The sequence below is a fragment of the Sporomusa malonica genome, from assembly GCF_900176355.1.
GTDB lineage: Bacteria > Bacillota > Negativicutes > Sporomusales > Sporomusaceae > Sporomusa > Sporomusa malonica.
This window is the reverse complement of the sequence record NZ_FWXI01000022.1, coordinates 71,000-92,507: the sequence shown is the minus strand read 5'-3', so window position 1 is coordinate 92,507 and position 21,508 is coordinate 71,000. Positions and strand designations below refer to the sequence as shown.

The following is a 21,508-nucleotide window of genomic DNA, read 5'->3' as shown; positions in this document are numbered from 1 at the left end:
CAATCCCTGGAGCTACACCTATGCTGCATAGCGATCGCGGCTTTCAATATACCTCATTACGCTTTAAAAAGCGGATTACTTCGAACGGGCTAACTCAAAGTATGTCTCGGGTCGGTAAATGCATTGATAATGGACCAATGGAAGGGTTTTGGGGCACATTAAAATGCGAGAAATACTATCTCCATAAATATCATACATTTGAAGACCTAAAAAATGCGATTGAGCAATATATCTATTTTTATAACTACGAACGTCTACAAAAAAAATTAAACAGTCTTAGTCCGATGGAGTTTCGGACCAAGACTGCTTAAACTTTTCTTTTTTGCTCTGTCTACTTGACAGGGGGCACTTCAAAATGCATCTGGCGGCTTTCCTTGCAAATATATCCTTTCACTCTTGGGAATAATGTGATTATCTAAGAATGAAAGGAAGATAATAATGGCCGAACTAGTTGAGATTCAGGAAATGATCGAAAAGTTGCGCGATAAGTTGCATGAGATTTCACAGGGTAAGACGCTAACTGATACGGAAGTTGTACGGGCAAGCCAGATGCTCGATGTGTTATTAACTGAGTATCAACGAATGTTAAACGAAAAGATTAATAAATAGAGCCGTGGAGGCTCTTTTTTCATGCCCAGTTGGAGGTGCACTATATGCCATACTGCAACCCAATAGACTAGCCGCTTTTACGATGAATCAAAGCTGCTCTGCCAGACGGAGGCCTACTTGTTGACAAAAGAAAGAACCTCTTTAGCTTTCAGAGGTTCTTATTCCATCTCTTAAAAATTTTAGTATCTTTAGGCCGTCTTCTGTTAGAACAGTCCCGGTACCATTACAAGCAGCGCAAATTGTGTTATTTATTTTTCCACGTCCATGACATTTGGCACACTCTTTTTCCATGTTAAGATCTTTTTTCATCGTTTACCTCCTAACTGTGTTTCATAATTTATTTATCGAAGGACTATCTATAAATCTAAACAGCATTTGGGTATAATATTTAAGCGAATATTTAAAGGAATTATTTACCTTTTACCTAGAGTATTTACACTGTGACGAAGAGAATTTTCGCAATAACAATGGGATTGCCTGGTTTCTTACAGAAGATGAGATTTTAAATATGGTATTTACTCTTCAAACAATACAAATAGCTAAACACAGGTTATATGGCCTAGCTAGAGTGCATAAAAGTATTATAACATCAACAGAGGATGTCTGTAAGAATGCTTGCGTGCAGACAGTAACCATTGAGTTTGCTGAAGGTAAAAAAAATATCATTAATCCGCCAAGGTAGGAAGGGGTAGGCGTTATAGAGTCATATGTTAAATTTATATCGAGATTTTAAAGCGCCTTCGGGAGCCCGCAACAGGGCTCTTTTCTTTTACCCCCAAAATTAAAAACCTGGGCGATAAGCCCAGGCCTAAAGAGGTTTAGTCTCGGTGATAGATTTGCCAGTGATGCATAGCTTTTAACCCAACATACACTACGGCACCTACAGCCAGGACTTTTAATAATGGTGAGTCGCCACAACAGTCGCGATGCGAATGATGATGACAGAACATTATTAATCACCTCCTGATCTAGTTTGTCACTTATTTATGATATTTATTGCTGGAAGTGTAATCAATGCCAGTAGACACAAAACCAACTGCCGAGGCATCCCCGTCCATTACGCTCACGACGAATCATTTGTTAAGGTCCAATTTCTGTAATAAAAGTAAATTTGGATATTTACTCCTTATGTTTCTGAACTTATAATATTTACCACTAAGAAGTATTATAAGGGAGAGATAGCAAAAATGAAGGAGCTAATAAAGAGCAGGGTCCACAGTTATTACTGGAATGATGATCTTAACTGTGCGGAAACAACTTTAAAAACCTTATCGGAAATATTTCAGATTGAAATTCAACCGCAAGTTCTAGACGCCGCTATTGGAATGCACGGTGCTGGTAAGTTTGGCGCACAGTGTGGATTGGTTGAAGGAAGTTTAATGTTTATCGGCATCTTGGGAAAGCAAAAAGGTATTGAAAAAGAAAAGATTATTGCTTTGTGCTATGAGTTTGCCGATAGGTTTGAGGACCGCTTCAAAAGCCTACGGTGTAAGGACTTGAGACCACAGGGTTTTAGACCAAATGATCCACCGCACCTCTGTGAAGGTAAGACTAAAATAGCGATTGATTTTTCTGCGGAGTTTATTTCTAAGGCATATGAGAGTAATACATAGGAAGGACTTAGATATAGACAGATAAAAAGTGGAGATTGCCGGACTTGTGGCAATCTCTTTTGTTTTCCTGTTAGAAAGTATAACTTTCCGTCTGGATAAGGGCAGCATCGACTTCCGCTGTCGCCAAAGGTTCGGCGCAAGCCGTGCTTTCTTTATTCTTTTTATCATGTTATAATTTCTGTTAATTGTATACATATGACTTGGAGGAAAAATTGCTTACATTGCTAGTACCCTGTTTGGCGGTAAACACTTTATATGATATTAATCTGGATATGCTTAAGCAGCGTGGTATCTGTGGTATAGTATTCGATCTTGACAATACTATCATTCCATGGAATAGCCCGGATCTATGTCCAGATATACATTTCTGGCTTAATCAACTGAGTGGGCAGGGATTTAAAATATGTTTGGTATCCAATAATGGAAAAAGAAGAGTCAGACAAATAGCGGCACAGTGCGGTGCGCCTTTTGTCGCCCGCGCGTTAAAACCATCTCGGACAGGCTTTCGTCAAGCAGTGCAAACCATGGGATTAACTCCGGCTGAGGTGGCTGTAGTCGGCGATCAATTGTTCACTGACATTTTAGGTGGAAATCGCCTAGGACTATTCACCATCTGGGTTAAGCCATTGGCTTCCCAAGAATTTATCGGCACGAAAATTACCCGTCAGTTGGAAAAACTAGCTATACGCCTGTTAAAGTCTACTGGACGGCTATAGGAGGGCTTAGTGTGAAAGTAGCAATGGTGCAAATGAACGTAATTGCTGGTGATGTAGCCGGCAATAAAGATAAAGGGCTTACACTCATCAGTCAAGCTGCGCGTAAAGCCGAGGTAGTGGTATTACCGGAAATTTGGACAATTGGCTATGCACTTAAGAATGTAGCTCAAGCTGCTGAAACTATGGATGGGTCACTTGTGACTCAGATGGCAGCCATTGCCCGTGATAACGGCGTGAACATCGTTGCTGGTTCCATTCCACTCAAAGTGGATAACCATATCTATAACAGCGCTATTATTATTGATCGGCAAGGCACTGTTGTTGCCAGCTATGACAAAGTGCACTTGTTTAGCCTGTATGGTGAGGAACGTTTTTTTGCTCCAGGCACTAGGCTTGGCTTATTTGCCTTAGGTGATCTTAACGCTGGGGTAGGAATCTGCTATGACCTTCGCTTTCCTGAGCTGTTTCGTTCCCTGGCATTACAGGGGGCTCAAGTTGTATTTGTACCTGCTGAATGGCCGGCGGCACGAGGTGGTCATTGGCGAACGCTGATCCAAGCCAGAGCCATTGAGAACCATATATATGTCTGCGCAGTAAACTGTGTCGGAGAGCATAGAGGCGGTCCTTTCTACGGTCATTCACTTCTTGTCGGGCCTGAAGGCGAGGTAGTGGCTGAAGGCAGTGATCAAGAGGCTATTATCTACGGTGAGATTGATCTGGCAAGAGTCAGTGAGGCACGCAAAAACATGCCCACTTTCACTGATCGCAGACCTGATATATATTGGAAGGGGCTTAACCAATGAACATAACGGCCAAAACACAAAAAGTCGGTTTGCTGGGCTGGCCGCTCAGTCATTCATTATCACCGGCCATGCATAATGCTGCATTTGCCGCCAGCGGCCTTGACTTTGTTTACCTGCCGCTGCCTACACCGCCCGAAGCACTGGCACACGCTGTAGCAGGACTTAGAGCATTGGGGTTTGTTGGCGTCAATGTTACTATCCCGCACAAAGTGACAATCATGGAGTATTTGGATGAAATCGACATTAGCGCTAAGCTAGTGGGGGCGGTTAATACCCTCGTCATTAAAGAAAATCGCCTCATTGGTTATAATACCGATGCTAATGGCTACATTAGCTCTCTCCGCTTGGCAGGCGTAGATATTGAGGGGAAGCAGGCCGTTATTTTGGGAGCCGGTGGCGCAGCTCGGGCGATTGTAGCCGGTTTTATTGGGAACGATATTGCTGCAGTCACTATCGGGGCAAGGGACAAAACTAAGGCAGACGGCATGGCCAGGTTATTTACTGGCAATACACCGGTCAGCGGGGTCGCTTGGGACAAGTCGGACTTTGCCAGGGCGCTCTCTCAGGCCGACATTATCGTCAATACTACACCTCTAGGTATGTATCCTAATACAGCCAGTCAGCCGCCAGTACCGTGGGAACAATTAAAGCCAGCAGCCGTAGTGTCTGACTTGGTCTATAACCCGCTAAACACTGAGTTTATGGCTGAGGCTACACGCAGGGGACATAAGACTATTGGCGGAGCTGGCATGCTGGTCGAGCAGGGCGCGCTTGCGTACAGCCTGTGGACAGGACAGGATGCTCCGCGAGAGATAATGCAGCAAACGCTAATTATGGGATTAAAATGATAATTTACCATAAATTAATATATTATTAAACAAAATATAATCACAATTAAGAAGGAATTGCTAAATTCTGTGCGAATACAACTACTATATTACCTTGGAAGTTAGCCAGGGATTTTATAAAGGGAAGCAACGAAGCCTGAGGCTGTATTTGGGCACTTGGTCCAGGCTGAGCAAGTAGTGCAACCGACCGCAAAATATAATATGTTTTGCTGTGCCGGTTGCTTTTTTTATTATAATAACTGGAGAAAAACATGTTAAATAAGCGTAAACGGCTGGGCGATTTACTTATCGAGTCAGAGATCATTACTAAAGAACAACTGGATAAAGCGTTAACCGTTCAGAAGAAGACAGGTGAGCGACTGGGTAAGGTGCTTATCAATCTTGGCTATGTAACCGAGAGTAGCATGATTCAGGTTCTTGAATTTCATTTAGGTGTGCCGCATGTTGATTTGTCTACTATGAATATAACAAATGAGGTAGCGGCAACCATATCGGTTTCCCTAGCCGAGCGCTATCAAGTGATTCCTGTATATAAGGATAGCAGCAAACTGACTCTGGCTATGGTCGATCCTACCAACTTCTTCGCAATTGATGATGTTCGCATGGTATCTGGCTGTGAGGTTGAACCGGTTATTGCTGCCGAACGCGAAATCATGCGGGCCATCAGTCAATATTATGGTGTTAACGAATTGGTGGAAAAAGCGGTTAATCAGTTAAAGCCGGAAGAGCTTGTAACTATGTCTCAACTACAAACTGCTGATGACGCTCCGATCATCGGAATTGTGAATTCGCTGTTTAGTCAAGCGGTGCGTGAGCGTGCCAGTGACATCCATCTTGAGCCACAGGACAAAACATTGCGGGTTCGATTCCGTATTGACGGTGTACTCAGGGAAGTGGCCAGGTTCACCCGAGATATCCAGGCTGCTATTGTGTCGCGGATTAAGATTACAGGCGGCATGGATATCTCCGAAAAACGGTTGCCGCAGGACGGGCGGATAAAAATAACTGAAGCTGGGCGGGAAATTGATATTCGTGTTTCGACTTTACCTACCATTCTGGGAGAAAAAGTAGTTATGCGGATTCTTGATAAACAGGCTGTAATATTAGAAGTCGGCAAACTTGGCTTCTCTGCTGATAACTTGCAGTGTTTTCGTCGCCTATACACCCAATCTTATGGAATGATTTTGGTTACAGGGCCAACTGGTTCAGGAAAAACAACAACCCTTTATTCCACTCTCGGAGAGATAAATACCATAGGTAAGAACACTATTACGGTTGAAGATCCTGTAGAGTACAGGCTAGATGGTATTAACCAAGTACAAGTTAATCATAAGGCTGGACTGACATTTGCATTAGGACTGAGGTCAATACTTCGCCAGGATCCTAATATTGTTATGGTCGGCGAAATTCGGGATACAGAAACGGCAGACATTGCTATTCGAGCCGCTCTAACCGGACATATGGTGCTTAGCACTTTGCATACTAACGATGCTCCCGGGGCAATTACCCGCTTGATTGACATGGGGGTTGAACCATTTCTGGCAGCTTCGTCGATATTGGGAGTTTTGGCGCAGCGATTGGTGCGCTGCATATGTCCTGAATGCAAAACTACATATTCCCCGGCGGCTGACTCATTAGAACGACTGTTTCTTGGTGTCGAACCAAATCAACCCTTAGCTCTGAGTCACGGCGGCGGCTGTGCGGCCTGTGGGTTTACCGGCTACAAAGGCCGCATGGGTATCCATGAGGTCATGCCGGTCACTTCAGCTATCCGAGAACTCATTAATCAGCGTGCTTCGGCTGATGAAATAGCGATCGAGGCTAAGAATCAAGGTATGGTTTCTATGCGGCAGGATGGTATTTATAAGGCTTTGGCCGGCCTTACAACAGTGGAAGAGGTTATGCGGGTGGCCTATACTGGTCTATAGTAATCGTCACAGCTTCAAATTTAAAACTAATAATTGCATTATATATTGGAGGATACCGGGATTATGGAAGCACTACTCCGCGCGGCTGTCGAACAACGAGCCTCAGATGTACATATTACGGTTGGCGTACCGCCGGTATTACGGCTCAATGGCAGTTTAGTCCGTACTGATACAGCGCCCTTAACGGTTCAGGATACCCGGGCCATGCTGGAAGCAATAACCTCACCAGAACAGCAGGAAAAATTCTGGCAGGCCGGAGAAATTGATTTTTCCTTTGCTATTCCCGGCTTGAGTCGCTTTCGGGTAAACGCTTTCCGACAGCGTGGTTCAGCCGCCATTGCTATCAGGGTAGTAAACGAGCGGATAGCAACCCTTGATGAACTTGGTCATCCTGAGATATTGAAGACCTTGGCCCGCATGCCCCGTGGCTTGGTACTTGTCACCGGCCCGACAGGTAGCGGCAAATCCACGACGCTGGCAGCCATGATTGACCTAGTAAACAATGAACGCGCTAGCCATGTGCTGACCCTGGAAGATCCAATAGAGTATCTGCATAAGCACAAAAAATGTATTGTTAATCAACGCGAGATTCATGCTGATAGTAAATCTTTCGCTAATGCGCTGAGAGCAGCCTTGCGGGAAGACCCTGATGTCATCCTGGTGGGAGAGATGCGTGATGTGGAGACGATCGGCATTGCTGTTACAGCTGCCGAAACCGGTCACTTGGTATTTGCCACCCTGCACACCTGTGACGCGGCTCAGACCATAGACCGGATTATTGACGTATTTCCGCCACATCAGCAACAACAAATCAGGATTCAATTGTCACTGACACTGCAAGGTATTGTATCCCAGCAGCTCTTGCCACGCCTTGACGGTAGCGGACGGATTGTGGCGCATGAGGTATTGACAGTTACTCCGGCAGTGCGTAACCTGATCCGAGAAGGTAAGACCCATCAAATAGCGTCAGTTATTCAGACTGGTGCCAGGTTTGGTATGCAGGCCATGGACTTTTCCCTGCGTGACCTGTTCCGGCGCGGGATTATCAGTTATGATGATGCATTGGAACGCTCCATGAATCCCGAAAATTTTATCCGTTTGGCCAACGGCAGCTAATGCAAGGAGATGACTAAGTGGCCAAAACCTATGACTATAAAGCCAAAGACAGAACAGGCCAAGTGCACACTGGCAGTATTTTGGCCGACAGTGAGACAGCAGTAGCCCTGCATTGCCGGGAAAAAGGCTATTTCGTGCTACAGATCAAAGCGCAAGGCAGGCCCGGCGGAACGCTAGGGGCAATTGCCGATAGCCTCCAAACCGTCAAGACTAAGGACTTGGCTATGGTCTGTCGCCAACTGGCCACCATGGTTGATGCCGGCTTATCGCTGATCTCCTGTTTAAGTGTTCTAATTGATCAGACGTCCAACTCGCGGATCAAAGCAGCACTACAGAGTGTATATAAGAAAGTAAAAGAAGGCGAGACCTTTTCCCACGCCCTTGCCGAGCACCCGCGGGTATTTCCCACGATCATGATTAACATGGTAGAAGCCGGGGAAGTAGGTGGCGTGCTTGACGATGTCTTGAATCGGTTAGCAACTCACTTTGAGAAAGAACACAAATTGAACGAGAAGGTTAAATCAGCCATGACTTATCCGGCAGTGGTTATTACTATGGCTGTGTTGTGTGTAGTATTTATTCTTACTTTTGTATTGCCGACCTTTATGACCATGTTTGCCGGTATGAAAGTTGAGTTGCCCTGGCCAACCAAGATGTTGTTGGCGTTGAGTGACTTTTTAAAGAATTATTGGTGGCTGGTATTGCTTGAATTAAGCTGTATGCTTATCGCCTTAAAAATCGCCTACAACAAGGATAGTACCAGAAAGAAGCTTGACCAACTGATTCTAACACTGCCTATTGCCGGGCCATTGACAAGAAAGATCGCCATCGCAAGGTTTAGCCGTACGCTGAGTACTCTGGTGCGCGGTGGTGTCCCGATTATTACCGCGTTGGATGTAGTCAAAAGGACCATTGGTAATCTGAGTATGATGGATGCGTTAACGAAAGCTCAAATTAGTGTGCAGGAAGGCGTCGGGCTGGCATCGACATTAGGTTCAAGTAAAATATTTACCCCGATGGTTATTCATATGGTAGCGATTGGGGAAGAGAGTGGAGCTCTAGACAAGATGCTGGAGAAGGTAGCTGACTTTTATGAGAGTGAGGTTGATGATACAGTCAGCCGTTTGAGTAGTATTATGGAGCCGGTTATTGTCGGGATATTAGGAGTGGTGATCGGGTTTATTGTTATTTCGGTGGTATTGCCGCTCTTTGATGTTATAACAAATATGGGTAGATGATTATTAGTATGCTTAGGGAAGGGAGGTGAAAGTTATGTTTCAAGACATTAGAAAGAGTATGAAAAATCAGAGGGGATTCACACTGGTGGAACTTCTTGTAGTAATTTCCATTTTGGGGATTTTGGCAGCTATCGCCGTACCCAAATTTGCTGACTCAACAACGGCAGCAAATACAGCAAAGGTAGCAGCTGACCTTCGGACAATTGATAGTGCAGTCGCTATGTTTCAAGCCCAAAATGCATCAGATCCAGCAAGTATTGATGCATTAGTCACAGCGGGGCTGCTTGCTTCTCTACCTGTAGCACCCACTTCAGGGCAAGTATTTATTAACACTACGGCGTCCGCCCGTCCTACCACTGCGTATGCACTTGAGGGTACAGGAAGTGCAAGAAGGGCTGTCTGGGGCACTGGGAATACCTCTGATGATTTCCATAGGTAAATAGTTATAGTGATATATTTTAGCTAGAAGCGATATCACAGGCTTCGCCCTAGTTGAATATATGCTCTCACTATTTAGTGAGAGCATATATTCAATATTGTCAGCACCTATTAAATAAACTTGTGAGTAATTGGGCTTATAAAATCGATAATGCCATTGGAGAGTATATGATCGAAATGAGTCTGCTTTTAGTAGTTTTGGGGCTAATAGTCGGTAGTTTTATTAATGTGTGCATTTTTAGACTACCACGAAATGAATCTATTGTATTTCCTGGGTCGCGTTGTGTAATGTGTAAGACTCCGCTAAAATCAAAGGATTTAATTCCAGTAATTGGTTATTTTCTTTTATTAGGAAGATGCCGGTATTGTGAATGTCATATTTCAATCCGATATCCAGTAGTCGAGTTATTTACTGCATTTATTTTTTTATATTCTTTCTTTGTGGTTGGTTCTTCAGTAAAACTGATAGAAGTATTAATTTTCATTTCATTTCTCATTATGATTTCGATAATTGATTATGATCATCAACTAATTTTAGATAAGACTGTGGTATTGTTTTCTGCGGTTGGTGTAATATTTAATATTTTCATTAATGGTTCGGTATCAGTACTTGATATGTTTTTGGGAAGTTTATTAGGTGGTGCCATTCTCCTCCTTATCGCCATCATCACCAAAGGTGGAATGGGCGGCGGCGACATCAAATTCGTCGCAGCACTAGGTCTCTGGCTTGGCCTGAAACTAACCCTTCTAACCATATTCCTATCCTTTATCATCGGTGGCATAGGCAGTTTATTACTGCTAGCCTTTAAAATAAAAAGCCGCAAGGACTTCATTCCCTTCGGTCCGTTTATATCGATTGCAGCCTTTATCAGTATGCTTTATGGGACAGAAATCATCTCCTGGTATTTACAGACGATAGTTAAGTAAGCTGTAAAGCATTGTTCGAGGTGAATCATGCAGCGAGGCTTTACGTTAATAGAACTATTGGTTACTGTGGCCATCCTTGGTATTGTTGCCAGCATGGCGATACCACGTATTGCCGACTCTGTTGCTACCCAAGAGCTGGATACTTTTGTTAATAATCTTGCGGCCGATATTCGTAGTGTGCAGCAGATGTCTATGAACGCGAACGGTGCGCAGGCTATATATACTCTTTATATCATTAATGGTACTGAGCCCCAATATAATATCCATGATGGGGAAAAATCGACTAAAATCGTTTATGTGCCAGCCTCTGTTACGATTACTGGTGCGCCGGAACTGATCCGGTATGCCATAACTGGCGTACCTTCGTCCGGTGCCCAGACGATTGAATTTAAAAGCACACAGACTAAGAAAAAGTTATATATCAAAGTTGCTCCGGTCACTGGCCGCGTTCGGGTTACCGCCATTAATACCAGTGGCTCGGAATGAACGAGCTGGGGGACGAGTAATGTGGGGTACTATAGAGGTGAACATGGTTACTTGCTCATGGAAGCAGTGGTTGCCATATTTATTGTTAGTACCGCTCTAGTTCCTATTTCCGGCCTGTTTACTCAGGCACTCCATACTATTGATATCGCCGTTGAATATACTACTGCGACTGCGCTGGCTCAAGAACAGATTGAGCTCTTTAAGTCCAAAGATGATCTGTTTTGGGACAATATTATCTTCCCTTATCAGGTTGGGCCTGAATCAATTTCTGGGACAGACTTCAAGCAAACCGTAAGGGCAGAGATATGCTCGCTAGACCCTCAATATCCTGTTAAACAACGGATTATCCGCCTAAGTGTTCATGTTGAACACTTAGGCGGTAGACAAGTGACCTTGGTTACCTACGTTTTACGGGAATTGCCTCAGTTTCTGCAATGACAGGTGAGTGATGAGACGATGTTTGGTCAATCAGCAAGGCATAACCTTGGTGGAGATTGTGACTGGGTTGTCGATTATCATGATTATGATGTCAGCCATTGTTCCTATGCTAGCCACTTCGTTAAAGGCATACCAAGTAGGCCGAGCCCGGGCTGATATCCAGCAAACGGCACGACTGGCAGTGGAACGGATCGCACACAGTGTGCGTTATGCAAAAAATGTCAGTGTTGTCAACAATGGCGGCAGTTTGATATTGAAGGACGGTGACGGCAGCAACGTTACGTACAATGTTAGTTCAGATACCAAGGCGCTTTGTATTGCCATTAACGGCGGGAGTCCCCAACCCTTTGCCGGTGATGGCTTCTCGAAAGCAGAAGGTCAGATTATTATTGTACCCAACCCGAACAACCAACCACTGTTCAACGTTCAGGATGTATTTATTAGAGATGGAAATGGACAGACTCTTTGCGAAGTAAAACAGGTAAAGATAATCATAACTGTACAGGATAAGAACACTGGGTATAAATATACTCTGCAAACCTCTGTGATAGCGTCAAACACGTAGAAGAGGTGTTCGCTATGTCCTATCTAAAAAGGAGAATAGTAGATCAATCCGGATCTAGTGTCTTGCTAGCCATTGCGGTCATGATGTTGCTGGGTGTAGTTGGTAGCGCCTTTATTTTTCGTGGTGTTACTGAGATAAATTCTGCAACCAATTACCGGGATGGTATTCAGGCATTATATTTAGCTGAAGCAGGAGCCAGACGGGCGCTTGTCGAACTTAGCAATAATTCTAACTGGGTACCTGCTAATCCCTATTTTGAAGGCAGCGGGAGTTATTTATTACAAATTACCATTGGTACGCCGAGCACTATTGAAGCCGTAGGTACTGTGAACAAATCTGTTCGTAAGGTTGTATTAAAAGTAACTATTTCATCTGGTTCTGGGTCCCCTCCTCATAGTATTGCGATCAACTCATGGAATTATCATTAGGAGGCCAATTAGCATGCAAATAAAGAATTATATGGAAGATTTAGTTTGGCAGCGGTTAGATGATGTGATTGCCACAAATACCAGGGCGTGTGGTTGCGAAAAATGCCGCTATGATATTGCAGCCCTGGCACTTAATTTTTTGCCACCACGCTATACAGTAACAGATCAGGGTGAGACTTATACTCGGATAAAAAGTTTAGAACAGCAATTTAATATTGATATCATTACCGCAATCACTCACGCAATCCAAATTGTTAGTAAATGTCCCCATCATAATGAATGCTAAATTTAGTAAGCTAGTCGGCACCTTGCAACAGTGGCTTACTCATGGTCCTGCCAGTACGATTGGTATTGATATTGGCTCAGGGGTACTTAAGATTGCTGAAATCAGCTGGCATAAAAATATACCTACACTCAGAGCCGCCGGGATGGCTTCACTACCGGATGATTTGGTGCGAGATGGCATTATTATGGATAAAATGGCACTGGCCGAGACTTTGCGGCGACTTCTAGCAACAGCTGGGAGTACCGGCAAGCACGCTATTATATCGGTTAGCGGCCATGCGGTATTTATTCGAGAGCTTACTTTTCCTATGATGACTAACGAAGAACTGCGTCAAGCCATTAAATGGGATTTGGATAAATATGTTCCTGCAAATGCAGAGAATTATTATTTCGATTTTTCCGTGATTGGTGCTGGCCAGGAGGCACATGAGGTTAGGGTTTTGCTTGTGGCCGCGCCGCAGACCGTGATTGATGCTATTATTGCTATCTGTAAAGAAGTAGGTCTCAAAGCTGTGGCTATTGACATCGAGCCACTGGCTGTATGCCGGACGTTTACACATGAGGTTAATACCTTGGTAGTTGACATTGGGCAAAAGATCTGCCAAATTAGTATTTTTCAAAATAATTGTCCAGTGGTGTCTCGGCTTCTCCCTCTGGGCGGGGCTCGTTATACTGATGTGGTAATGCGATCACTAGAATTAGACTATAGCGAGGCTGAACTGCTTAAAGAGCGCCAACAGGGGCTATTGCAGGCCATCACTAACGATGGGGAAGTTTCCTATATTCATAAACAGCTTATGATAATTGTCGAAGAACTGGGACGGGAGATACGCCGAACCGCTGACTACTATCAAGCACAAAACCGCGAGGCCATCATTGAAAGTGTCATTTTGACTGGCGGTGGAGCTCGGTTAGATAATCTAGTGGTAAACCTTGCTGCGCTATTGAATGGCGTTGAGGTGAAATTGGTTGATCCACTGGTTAATCTGGAGATTTCCGGGTCGCTTGATCCTGAATGGTTGAATAGTGTTGCACCCCAGCTAACAGTTGCGATCGGGCTTGCTCTGCGTGGGGGTGAAAGTGATTAACACCACCATCCAAATAAACCTGCTGCCACCGGAAGAGCGCCAGGAACGCTGGCCAGTCAACCGATTGTTTGCGGTAGCTGCGCTGCTGGGGTTAATGTGCTTTTCCCTATTTGCAGGATATAATGTATATAGAGTATATGAGTTGGAGCGAGATATTGCAGCAGTTGAGCAGCAACTGCAATTATTACAGCCGACACAGGATAAAATGGTATCAACTAATTCTCAGCAGCAAGTAATCAATGCGAAAAATACCCTGCTAACTAAACTGACTACTGAACGTAAGCCATGGTATGCTGTTGTCTCCAGATTAGCTGTGATTGTACCTCCCCAGATATGGCTAGAAGAGCTGGGGACCGGTGATAAGAATACTTTTAAAATGAAAGGTAACGCGCTCACCTATCCTGACCTGGCAAACTTTATGCAACTACTAGATCAGGATGACATGTTTATTGAGCCTGTCTTGATTAGGGCTGAACGCGATAGCCAGTCAGTCGTTACCAAGTTTGAAATGACTGTAAAAGTCAAGGGGTTGTAGTCATGAATATCTCTTGGACCAAGTTATCAATAAAGCATAAGAGCATGGTATTTGCCGGGGGGTTGTTGATTACTTTCTGGCTGTACTATTTTTATATTATTGAAGGTCAAAATCAAAGGCTTGCTGATCTAACTGCCCAACTTCAGGTTGAGAAACAAAAGTTGGCCATCATTCAAGGGTTTTCCCGTAACCATCCTGATCCAGCTACCTATCTTGCCGAACTTGGAAAAAAGTCAGTACAGGCTGAGGCTATGTTGCCCAATCAACCCGACCTAGGCGGTCTGCTGTCTCAGATTGAGCAAGCAACCAAGACCTGTGGGCTGCAACTTGTTGAAATCAAGCCGGCATCACCGCTTGCTAAGGCCGGTTATCGTGAGATTCCAGTTGAGATTAATATTAAAGGCTCTTTCGCCCAAACAGCGGATTTATTAAAGAAGCTTGAGGATATTCCCCGGTTTAACTCGCTGAATCATGTAATCATGAATTCACGTCAAGGGTTATTAGAGAGCAAACTAGTGCTCATTGTTTACAGCTTTGGGGTGCCGGCAGGCACTGCTGGTGATAAGCAGGCCCAAACAGGGCAAACTGACAAGAAATAGCTGATGCATCTGAAATGAGGTAGATTTATGCTAAGATTTATTACTGCTGGCGAGTCCCACGGTCCTGCACTGACCACAATTATCGAAGGCTTACCAGCTGGAGTTCCGGTAGATATTGAACTAATCAACCGGGATCTGGCCCGGCGTCAAAAAGGCTTTGGCCGTGGTGGCCGCATGCTTATTGAACAAGATAGAGTTGAGATCACAGCAGGCGTACGCTTCGGTCAGACCTTAGGGAGTCCGGTGACGATGGTGATTCATAACCGCGATTGGGAAAACTGGCAAGACCGGATGTCACCTGCAGGACCTCCCAGCGGCCAGGCTGTTTCTTCGCCCCGGCCGGGACATGCTGATTTGACAGGCGTACTTAAATATGATCGACAGGATGTCCGCGACATTCTGGAACGGGCAAGCGCTCGCGAGACTGCTGCCAGGGTAGCAGTCGGTGCATTAACGAAACAAGTGCTGACTGCCGCCGGTATCAAGATAATTGCGCACGTTACCAATATCGGGGGAGTTAACGCTCAGGTTGCTAGCCGTGAGTATGACGAATTACAATCCGCAGTTTTCGCATCTGAGTTGGGCTGTCTTGACGCAAACGCGGAAACACAAATGAAAGCGGCCATTCTTGAGGCGAAAAATCATGGTGATTCCCTGGGTGGAATATTTGAAGTGCTTGCCTTAGGCGTGTTGCCCGGACTTGGTAGTCATGTCCAGTGGGATCGGCGTCTGGATACCAAGCTGGCGGCAGCACTAATGTCCATTCAAGCCATTAAGGGTGTTGAGGTTGGGGTAGGCTTTGAGTATGCCAACTTACCTGGCAGTAAAGCCCATGACCAAATATATTATGAACCTGAACGTGGTTATTATCGTCAAACAAATAATGCTGGCGGGATTGAAGGCGGCATGAGTAATGGTGAGCCTATTGTGCTGCGTGCTGCTATGAAGCCGATTCCCACCTTAATGACACCGTTGTCCTCGGTGGATATTGTGTCTAAAGCTCCCATTCAGGCCAATACCGAGCGCAGTGATGTTTGTGCGGTTACAGCCGCCGCCGTTGTTGGGGAAGCTATGACTGCTATTGTGTTAACAGAGGTTTTACTTGAAAAGTTTGGCAATGATAATCTTACAGACCTGCTAAGCGCCATTAGCCATTACCGGCAGCGCCTGGCCGGCTTATAATTGCAAAATGTCGCCTGAAGGAAGGGGCAGCTAGCTATGTCTGCTTTTATCGAGAAACTGAATGCTTGGTACGAGAATTTGCCTATGCGGCAACGCTATTTGGTAATGGCAGGCATCGGAATTATATTGGCAGCAGGGATATCCTTGTTTGTTTTACCGGAAAAACAGCCAATAAACAGTGTTGTTCCCAGCATGGCAAAACAAAAATCGGTAGACGTTTTGCCGGCCATGCCCACAGGCTATACAACACAGACCATGCGTGACCCATTTGCACCACCGCTGGGGTTTGGCAAGCCAGAAAGACCAATAATTCCCCCGCAGACTGGTAATCAACCAATACCGGCGACGGCTATTCAGGGGCGTACAGTCTCCCAAGATACCTCAAAGGAAACGCTGCCGCTTCTCATGGGCGTTGTTTCAGGCGGTAACCGGCAGATGGCAATTATAAATTTTAATAACGTAAGTAGGTCCTACCATCCTGGACAAGATATCGGCCCATATAAATTAGTTAAAGTTGATACAAATTCAGTAATAGTCCAAGGACCTGGCGGGCGGCGGGTCTTAGCACTGGGAAGGTGATACTATGCGATCTATAGTAATACGAATATTTGTGGCCGCGATATTTTCACTTAGTATTTGTTCTTCTGCTTTGGCTAGCAAACCTGTGGTTAATATGAGCGTCGTTAATGGCGAAGTAAGGGATGTTCTCACTGCGTTAGCTGGTATCGGACAGGTGAATATGGTAATTGATGATTCGGTGAGTGGTACGATTACAATTCAACTAAAAAATATTCCCTATGATAATGCGCTTAATTTGGTATGCAAAACGAAAGGCCTTACCTACCATGAAGTCGACGATGTACTTGTCGTCGGGGTTGCCGATCAAATCGGCAGAGGGTTTGGTTCTGTACATATATTTAAGCTAAAATTTATAAAACCCGATTCTGTCAAAGAAACGATCTTATCCATCTTGTTTGGTGAGAAAAAGGGCGAAAAAAAAGTTGAGGAGAACTCTGGCAGTAAGAATGTAAGCACCTCTAATTCAGGTGGCAGTGCTTCAGCCAGTGCCTCAAAATCCAGTGAGAAATCAACAGAGCTAGACCGATTGACAATTGATTATGCAACAAATTCGCTTATTTTGTATGGAACGCCACTTGAGGCAGATAAAATCCAAAGACTTTTGGATGAGCTTGATATACCATATCAGCAAGTATCACTTGAAGCTGAAGTAGTAGCTGTTAATAAAGATAAGAGTAAGGATTTAGGCATTGAGTGGTCATGGGAAGCAACACCCCAGTACGCCGATTATACGGCAGCAGAAACTGAAGTTGTCTATGATGCTGCCGGAAACCCTGTCGGGACACATATTACTGAAGCGGCCAAGGTTACCCGGAAAAATAATAGTGGAGTTATTCAGTTTGGCCGTAATCCAGAAGGATATCCTTACGAATTTTACTATCAGGCCAAAATTAATGCTTTGATCAGCAATGGCAACGCAAAGGTGTTGGCCAAGCCCAAAGTTTCCACAATAAATGGCAAGCAGGCACAAATTCTCATTGGTGACCGTATTCCTGTTTTAGTGGAAAAAGTCGAGAATGGGGAAACAAAAACTACCACTGAATATGTTGACGCCGGCATCAAACTGGTATATACTCCCCGTATTAACACCGATGGGTTAATTACGGTCGAAGTTCGCACTGAAGTCAGCAGCCCGACATTGGTAGCAGAGATGAAAGCATACAAAATTACTACCCGTGAGGCTGAGACTACTGTACGCCTAAAGGATGGCGAGACTATGGTTATCGGCGGGTTAATTGGCTCTACCGATAGCGAAACTAAAAAGGCTGTGCCGTTTTTTAGCGATTTGCCGATATTAGGGGCGCTATTTAAAAATCTTAGTAAATCTAAGTCTGAGACTGAAGTCGTGATTTTTCTTACACCTCGTATTGTCAAATAGTGTCTTTAACTTTTTCCGGAGGAATAATGAAAAATATAGTTTTAATAGGTTTTATGGGTACTGGTAAGACGAGTACAGGACGTTTATTAGCAGGCCGTCTTAACCGTACTTTTATTGATATAGACAAAAAAATAGAGATGCAAACAGGCCTGGCTATTAGTGAAATCTTTCAATTATATGGTGAAAACCACTTCCGGCAGCTTGAACGAGACGTTATTTCACGGGTGTCACGCTACCATAATGCGGTTATCGCTACCGGCGGCGGCGTAGTACTTAAGCAAGAGAACATGATCAGGCTGAAAAATACCGGCATTATCATTGCGCTAACCGCCTCACTGGAAACCATCCTGGAGCGAACTTCCCGGCGAGGCGTCCGGCCACTTTTAGACTGCGAAGATCGAGCCGAAAGGGTAGCTAAGCTGTTTAATGATCGCGCCAGCCTCTACATGAAGGCTGATTATACTATTGATACTACCAATATGCCGCCACATCATGTGGCGGAAAAGATTATAGCACTTTTGCGCGAGGGGAGGCATCTGCGTGGCCGAAGTAAGGGTTAACTTAGCGAACCATAGCTATACCATCCATATCATGGCTGGTATAATCAGCCAGGTTGGTCAATTAATGAAGGATATGCCGCTAAGTAGAAAAGCGCTGATTGTAACAGACGAAAATGTCGCTCCATTATACTCTGGTGTATTGGCAGATAGTTTGGCTGCAGCCGGATTCTTGCCTTTTGTCTTGGTTGTCCCCCCAGGTGAAAGCTCCAAGTCGCTGGCTACAGCCGATAAAGTATTTACCCAAGCGATAAGTATGGGTCTTGACCGCAAATCACCCATTATCGCCTTGGGCGGCGGAGTTATTGGTGATCTGTCTGGGTTTGTAGCGGCTACTTACTTGCGCGGCGTGCCATTTATTCAGGTGCCAACAACATTATTAGCGCAAGTGGACTCTAGTGTTGGGGGTAAAACTGCTGTTAATCACCCGTTAGGCAAAAATCTGATTGGTGCTTTTTATCAGCCACAGTTAGTAGTGATTGATCCGCTGGTTTTGGATACATTGCCTGAACGTGAACTCAAAGCGGGGTTAGCTGAGGTAGTAAAATATGGAGTTATTGCTGATTACGATTTTTTTGATTATCTTATCCGTCATCAAGAGGATATTTTGGCGCGTCGTCCAGATGAATTAATAGAAGTCATAAGTCGCTGCTGCCAGATTAAGGCTGCAGTTGTCGCGCAAGATGAACGGGAAACCTCTTTGCGGATGATACTGAATTTCGGCCATACTATTGGTCATGCTGTAGAGGGCGTAGGCGGCTATTCTGAGTATAATCATGGTGAGGCTGTAGCTATTGGAATGCATGGCGCGGCGCTGCTCAGCAGCAGCCTGCATTTATGCAGTACGGCAGCTAGTGCAGCAGTAAAACAGTTAATTACTGGTATGGGATTACCTCTGACTGCCCCTGGTTATGGAACAGATGAACTGCTGGGGTATTTAGCAAGAGATAAAAAGGTTGTAGATAGTAAGGTTAACTGGGTGTTGATGCAAGACGTTGGCAGGGTGACTATTACTCAAGATGTTTCTGAAGAGCATGTCAGAGCTGTGCTGTCACAGCTAACGGAAAACAGTAATAAGCATTAAGCGAAAGAACAGATGGAGGTTGGTAGTATGAGAGGACAAATGCCCCCATGCCCATCGCGAATTGATCAATTGAATAAGAGAAAAAAGAAATTTAGGTTGTCCAAACAATTCGCGCAGGTAACAGCTATGGCGTTCCTTATTACTATCTTCACGCTGTTTGCCTTTCCCTCTTATGATACGCACTCCGCATATGGCAGCCAGCAGACCTCAATTCCTGCACCACCTGCGGATACTTTTAAACGGGTAAGTGGCTATGTATATAAGCCAGGTGTTTATAAGGTTCCCGAAAATTACCGGATCATTGACGTAGTTGCTGTTGCCGGTGGATTTTCTCCCGGTGCTGCGCCAGAGAGAATCGACATAAATCAAGAAATTGGGCAAGAATTTATAATCGAGATTCCTGGGAAAAGCCCTTTTCCTGATGTTAAGAAGAAATAATTTGTCAAATAGATAAAAAAATGAGGAGAGTACCAATTCGGTACTCTCCTCATTTTTTTATAACGCAAATCACTACTTATTACTCCATGAGATTATTTCAGGGCTTGAACTACCTGTGCCAGATGTTAAGCTTTGCAATATTGTACTTTTGGAGTTAACTTCATTGATTTTTGGTGCGGAATTTATAGTTAACTTTCCTATAACATAAATTCCGCAGATGTCAGCATTATTTGTTACAGTAGAATCCTTCCCGCCGACAAATATTGCATTCGGTGCTTTTATATCTGAGTTTAAATTTAGGGAGCTATTTGTTACAACTAATCCAGCTTTACCCCCTAATTTGAATTTGTTGGTAAACTGTATGTCATCATTTGCGTAAATCTTATTTATAGCAGAGCTAGAATCTTTGTTAATTGATGTGTTATCACTATTAAAATTAATCTTACCGTTTGTTTGAATAAGAACATTTTCACTATTAATAAGGGCATAGTTAGTAATTTGAATAGTATCCTGAGCATACATAATAAAGGTACTATTAGGTAATGGATTTTTATTAATTGAGCTGGTAGAGTCAAGTGTAATATTCTTCTGGCTTTGTATAGTAATATTAGTTCCGCTGATCAAAGGATTATTTGTTAACTGAATATAATTTCCAGCATATATATTAAGTGTACCATTATTGTTAGTTTGAATAGAGGTATTGTTATTTAATGTAATACTACCACTAGCGTAGATGGTAATATTTTCACCTGAAATTGAAAGGTTTTCTGATTGCATACTACCATATATATATATTTTTATTGATTGTCCGGTAGTAGCTTTAAAAATTCGATTACTCAAGTTAGCATAGCCATCGTAATAATAGGTACCCCCTGGGAGTGTGGTCGTACCTGTAATACTTGCTAGATTGGTAGCTCCACTAGCTATTAGGTCGTTTTTCGTTGGCATATCCGGAATAGCGGGTAACTTCGGTATTGAAATAGTTAGAGTACCTGCAGGATTAGCATAATGATATCCATTTGCAACAGCTGAATAATTCCAAGCACTCGGTAAAAGGACATTTGGTGCATAGGAAGCACCGCGAACTGGTTTACCTGTATTTTGAGGTGTTATAAGAGTATTAGTGCCAACGTCTCCAATAATGGTAGGTATATTGTCAATTACAAGCTCTTTAGTAGCAAAAGCGGTATACTTAGTAAATACATCACCTTTTACGGTATCACTTGATCCACTTCCGGGTTTAGCCTGCAGTGCAACAGTTCGTGATATTGAGTTATTTACCCTGCCAATTGATTTAATGGCCGTAGTATTATCAGGATTTTGAGTAATCGTGACCGTATATGTTCCCGCTGTAGCTGTGCCTGCATTCTTGATTGGCGACGTAAAACCAGCTGTTACATAGTTCGGGTTGGCAGTAAGCTGGGCGATAGCCCATTGTGCGCCCGCTTCAGCCAAATATTGGGCGGCGATATCATCACGTACACGGCTGGATGAGGTTACATTGCTGCTCGCAAGGGTAGCATATGCTGCACCAATGATTCCTAAAAATAACATGCCAATAATAGCTAGCATTGCAGCTGAACCCTTGGGGTTATTCAATAATTTGTATATGTATATCATTGACTTGCCT

Annotated in this window: 28 protein-coding genes and 1 riboswitch; of the genes, 25 read left to right on the top strand and 3 right to left on the bottom strand. The window is 44.0% G+C overall.

The features are described 5' to 3' along the window. The coding region (locus B9A22_RS20130; RefSeq protein WP_217805942.1) for an IS3 family transposase at positions 1-311 on the top strand (311 nt) is incomplete at its 5' end. A 127-nt stretch (positions 312-438) separates the two neighbouring features. Continuing rightward, positions 439-609 (top strand): aspartyl-phosphate phosphatase Spo0E family protein, encoded by a 171-nt coding sequence (locus B9A22_RS20125; RefSeq protein ID WP_084577733.1) that lies wholly within the window; start codon positions 439-441, stop codon positions 607-609. 141 nt (positions 610-750) lie between these two features. Here B9A22_RS20125 and B9A22_RS20120 read toward each other — a convergent pair whose 3' ends face one another. Both B9A22_RS20120 and B9A22_RS26410 read right to left on the bottom strand, forming a co-directional pair. Further along, entirely contained in the window at positions 751-918 is a 168-nt protein-coding gene (locus B9A22_RS20120; protein WP_084577732.1) for a hypothetical protein, read from the bottom strand. Positions 919-1,427: 509 nt separating this feature from the next. Then, positions 1,428-1,559 (bottom strand): hypothetical protein, encoded by a 132-nt coding sequence (locus B9A22_RS26410; RefSeq protein ID WP_281252415.1) that lies wholly within the window; start codon positions 1,557-1,559, stop codon positions 1,428-1,430. Between the two features lie 237 nt (positions 1,560-1,796). Between B9A22_RS26410 and B9A22_RS20115 the strand changes: the two genes are divergently transcribed. The 23 genes from B9A22_RS20115 (at position 1,797) to B9A22_RS20005 (ending at position 19,878) form a co-directional block, all read left to right on the top strand. Beyond that, positions 1,797-2,222, top strand: a complete 426-nt coding sequence (locus tag B9A22_RS20115; RefSeq protein WP_084577731.1) for a C-GCAxxG-C-C family protein — start codon at positions 1,797-1,799, stop codon at positions 2,220-2,222. A gap of 212 nt (positions 2,223-2,434) precedes the next feature. Further along, entirely contained in the window at positions 2,435-2,938 is a 504-nt protein-coding gene (locus tag B9A22_RS20110) for a YqeG family HAD IIIA-type phosphatase (protein ID WP_084577730.1), read from the top strand. Positions 2,939-2,949: 11 nt separating this feature from the next. Further along, positions 2,950-3,741, top strand: coding sequence for a carbon-nitrogen family hydrolase (locus B9A22_RS20105; RefSeq protein ID WP_084577729.1), 792 nt, complete (start codon positions 2,950-2,952; stop codon positions 3,739-3,741). Beyond that, a complete protein-coding gene (locus tag B9A22_RS20100) occupies positions 3,738-4,589 on the top strand; it encodes a shikimate dehydrogenase (RefSeq protein WP_084577728.1) in 852 nt (283 codons plus the stop codon). The genes B9A22_RS20105 and B9A22_RS20100 overlap by 4 nt, the downstream gene beginning before the upstream one ends. Positions 4,590-4,702: 113 nt before the next feature. Further along, positions 4,703-4,787: riboswitch (cyclic di-GMP riboswitch) on the top strand. A 53-nt stretch (positions 4,788-4,840) separates the two neighbouring features. Next, positions 4,841-6,517, top strand: coding sequence for a GspE/PulE family protein (locus B9A22_RS20095; protein ID WP_084577727.1), 1,677 nt, complete (start codon positions 4,841-4,843; stop codon positions 6,515-6,517). A 63-nt stretch (positions 6,518-6,580) separates the two neighbouring features. Then, complete coding sequence (locus tag B9A22_RS20090; RefSeq protein WP_084577726.1) at positions 6,581-7,633, top strand: type IV pilus twitching motility protein PilT; 1,053 nt, start codon at positions 6,581-6,583, stop codon at positions 7,631-7,633. Positions 7,634-7,650: 17 nt separating this feature from the next. Further along, complete coding sequence (locus B9A22_RS20085) at positions 7,651-8,871, top strand: type II secretion system F family protein (protein WP_084577725.1); 1,221 nt, start codon at positions 7,651-7,653, stop codon at positions 8,869-8,871. A 34-nt stretch (positions 8,872-8,905) separates the two neighbouring features. Further along, positions 8,906-9,310, top strand: a complete 405-nt coding sequence (locus B9A22_RS20080; RefSeq protein WP_084577724.1) for a competence type IV pilus major pilin ComGC — start codon at positions 8,906-8,908, stop codon at positions 9,308-9,310. Positions 9,311-9,477: 167 nt separating this feature from the next. Next, positions 9,478-10,236, top strand: a complete 759-nt coding sequence (locus B9A22_RS26405; RefSeq protein WP_342747856.1) for a prepilin peptidase — start codon at positions 9,478-9,480, stop codon at positions 10,234-10,236. 27 nt (positions 10,237-10,263) lie between these two features. Further along, positions 10,264-10,722, top strand: coding sequence for a type II secretion system protein (locus B9A22_RS26400; protein WP_084577723.1), 459 nt, complete (start codon positions 10,264-10,266; stop codon positions 10,720-10,722). A gap of 21 nt (positions 10,723-10,743) precedes the next feature. Continuing rightward, entirely contained in the window at positions 10,744-11,160 is a 417-nt protein-coding gene (locus tag B9A22_RS20065) for a type IV pilus modification PilV family protein (protein WP_084577722.1), read from the top strand. Positions 11,161-11,170: 10 nt separating this feature from the next. Then, positions 11,171-11,725, top strand: coding sequence for a PilW family protein (locus B9A22_RS20060; RefSeq protein WP_139796322.1), 555 nt, complete (start codon positions 11,171-11,173; stop codon positions 11,723-11,725). Positions 11,726-11,739: 14 nt separating this feature from the next. After that, a complete protein-coding gene (locus B9A22_RS20055; protein ID WP_084577720.1) occupies positions 11,740-12,153 on the top strand; it encodes a hypothetical protein in 414 nt (137 codons plus the stop codon). A gap of 13 nt (positions 12,154-12,166) precedes the next feature. Beyond that, a complete protein-coding gene (locus tag B9A22_RS20050; protein ID WP_084577719.1) occupies positions 12,167-12,439 on the top strand; it encodes a late competence development ComFB family protein in 273 nt (90 codons plus the stop codon). Beyond that, positions 12,429-13,526, top strand: coding sequence for a type IV pilus assembly protein PilM (gene pilM / locus B9A22_RS20045; RefSeq protein ID WP_084577718.1), 1,098 nt, complete (start codon positions 12,429-12,431; stop codon positions 13,524-13,526). The genes B9A22_RS20050 and pilM overlap by 11 nt, the downstream gene beginning before the upstream one ends. Continuing rightward, entirely contained in the window at positions 13,519-14,061 is a 543-nt protein-coding gene (locus B9A22_RS20040) for a PilN domain-containing protein (protein WP_084577717.1), read from the top strand. Before pilM ends, B9A22_RS20040 begins: the two co-directional genes overlap by 8 nt. A gap of 2 nt (positions 14,062-14,063) precedes the next feature. Then, positions 14,064-14,660 (top strand): type IV pilus inner membrane component PilO, encoded by a 597-nt coding sequence (locus B9A22_RS20035; RefSeq protein WP_084577716.1) that lies wholly within the window; start codon positions 14,064-14,066, stop codon positions 14,658-14,660. A 27-nt stretch (positions 14,661-14,687) separates the two neighbouring features. Then, complete coding sequence (gene aroC / locus B9A22_RS20030) at positions 14,688-15,842, top strand: chorismate synthase (RefSeq protein ID WP_084577715.1); 1,155 nt, start codon at positions 14,688-14,690, stop codon at positions 15,840-15,842. A gap of 36 nt (positions 15,843-15,878) precedes the next feature. Beyond that, positions 15,879-16,421 carry a hypothetical protein gene (locus B9A22_RS20025; RefSeq protein WP_084577714.1) on the top strand — a complete coding sequence of 181 codons (543 nt, stop codon included), beginning with the start codon at positions 15,879-15,881 and terminating at the stop codon, positions 16,419-16,421. Positions 16,422-16,425: 4 nt separating this feature from the next. After that, entirely contained in the window at positions 16,426-17,799 is a 1,374-nt protein-coding gene (locus B9A22_RS20020) for a type II secretion system protein GspD (protein ID WP_139796321.1), read from the top strand. A gap of 26 nt (positions 17,800-17,825) precedes the next feature. Then, entirely contained in the window at positions 17,826-18,359 is a 534-nt protein-coding gene (locus B9A22_RS20015; protein WP_084577713.1) for a shikimate kinase, read from the top strand. Further along, positions 18,340-19,440 (top strand): 3-dehydroquinate synthase, encoded by a 1,101-nt coding sequence (aroB, locus tag B9A22_RS20010; RefSeq protein WP_084577712.1) that lies wholly within the window; start codon positions 18,340-18,342, stop codon positions 19,438-19,440. The genes B9A22_RS20015 and aroB overlap by 20 nt, the downstream gene beginning before the upstream one ends. A gap of 27 nt (positions 19,441-19,467) precedes the next feature. Next, on the top strand, positions 19,468-19,878 hold the full coding sequence (locus B9A22_RS20005) for an SLBB domain-containing protein (RefSeq protein ID WP_176215621.1): 411 nt from the start codon (positions 19,468-19,470) through the stop codon (positions 19,876-19,878). Positions 19,879-19,950: 72 nt separating this feature from the next. Here B9A22_RS20005 and B9A22_RS20000 read toward each other — a convergent pair whose 3' ends face one another. After that, positions 19,951-21,498, bottom strand: a complete 1,548-nt coding sequence (locus tag B9A22_RS20000; RefSeq protein ID WP_084577710.1) for a DUF7305 domain-containing protein — start codon at positions 21,496-21,498, stop codon at positions 19,951-19,953. Positions 21,499-21,508 lie beyond the last annotated feature (10 nt).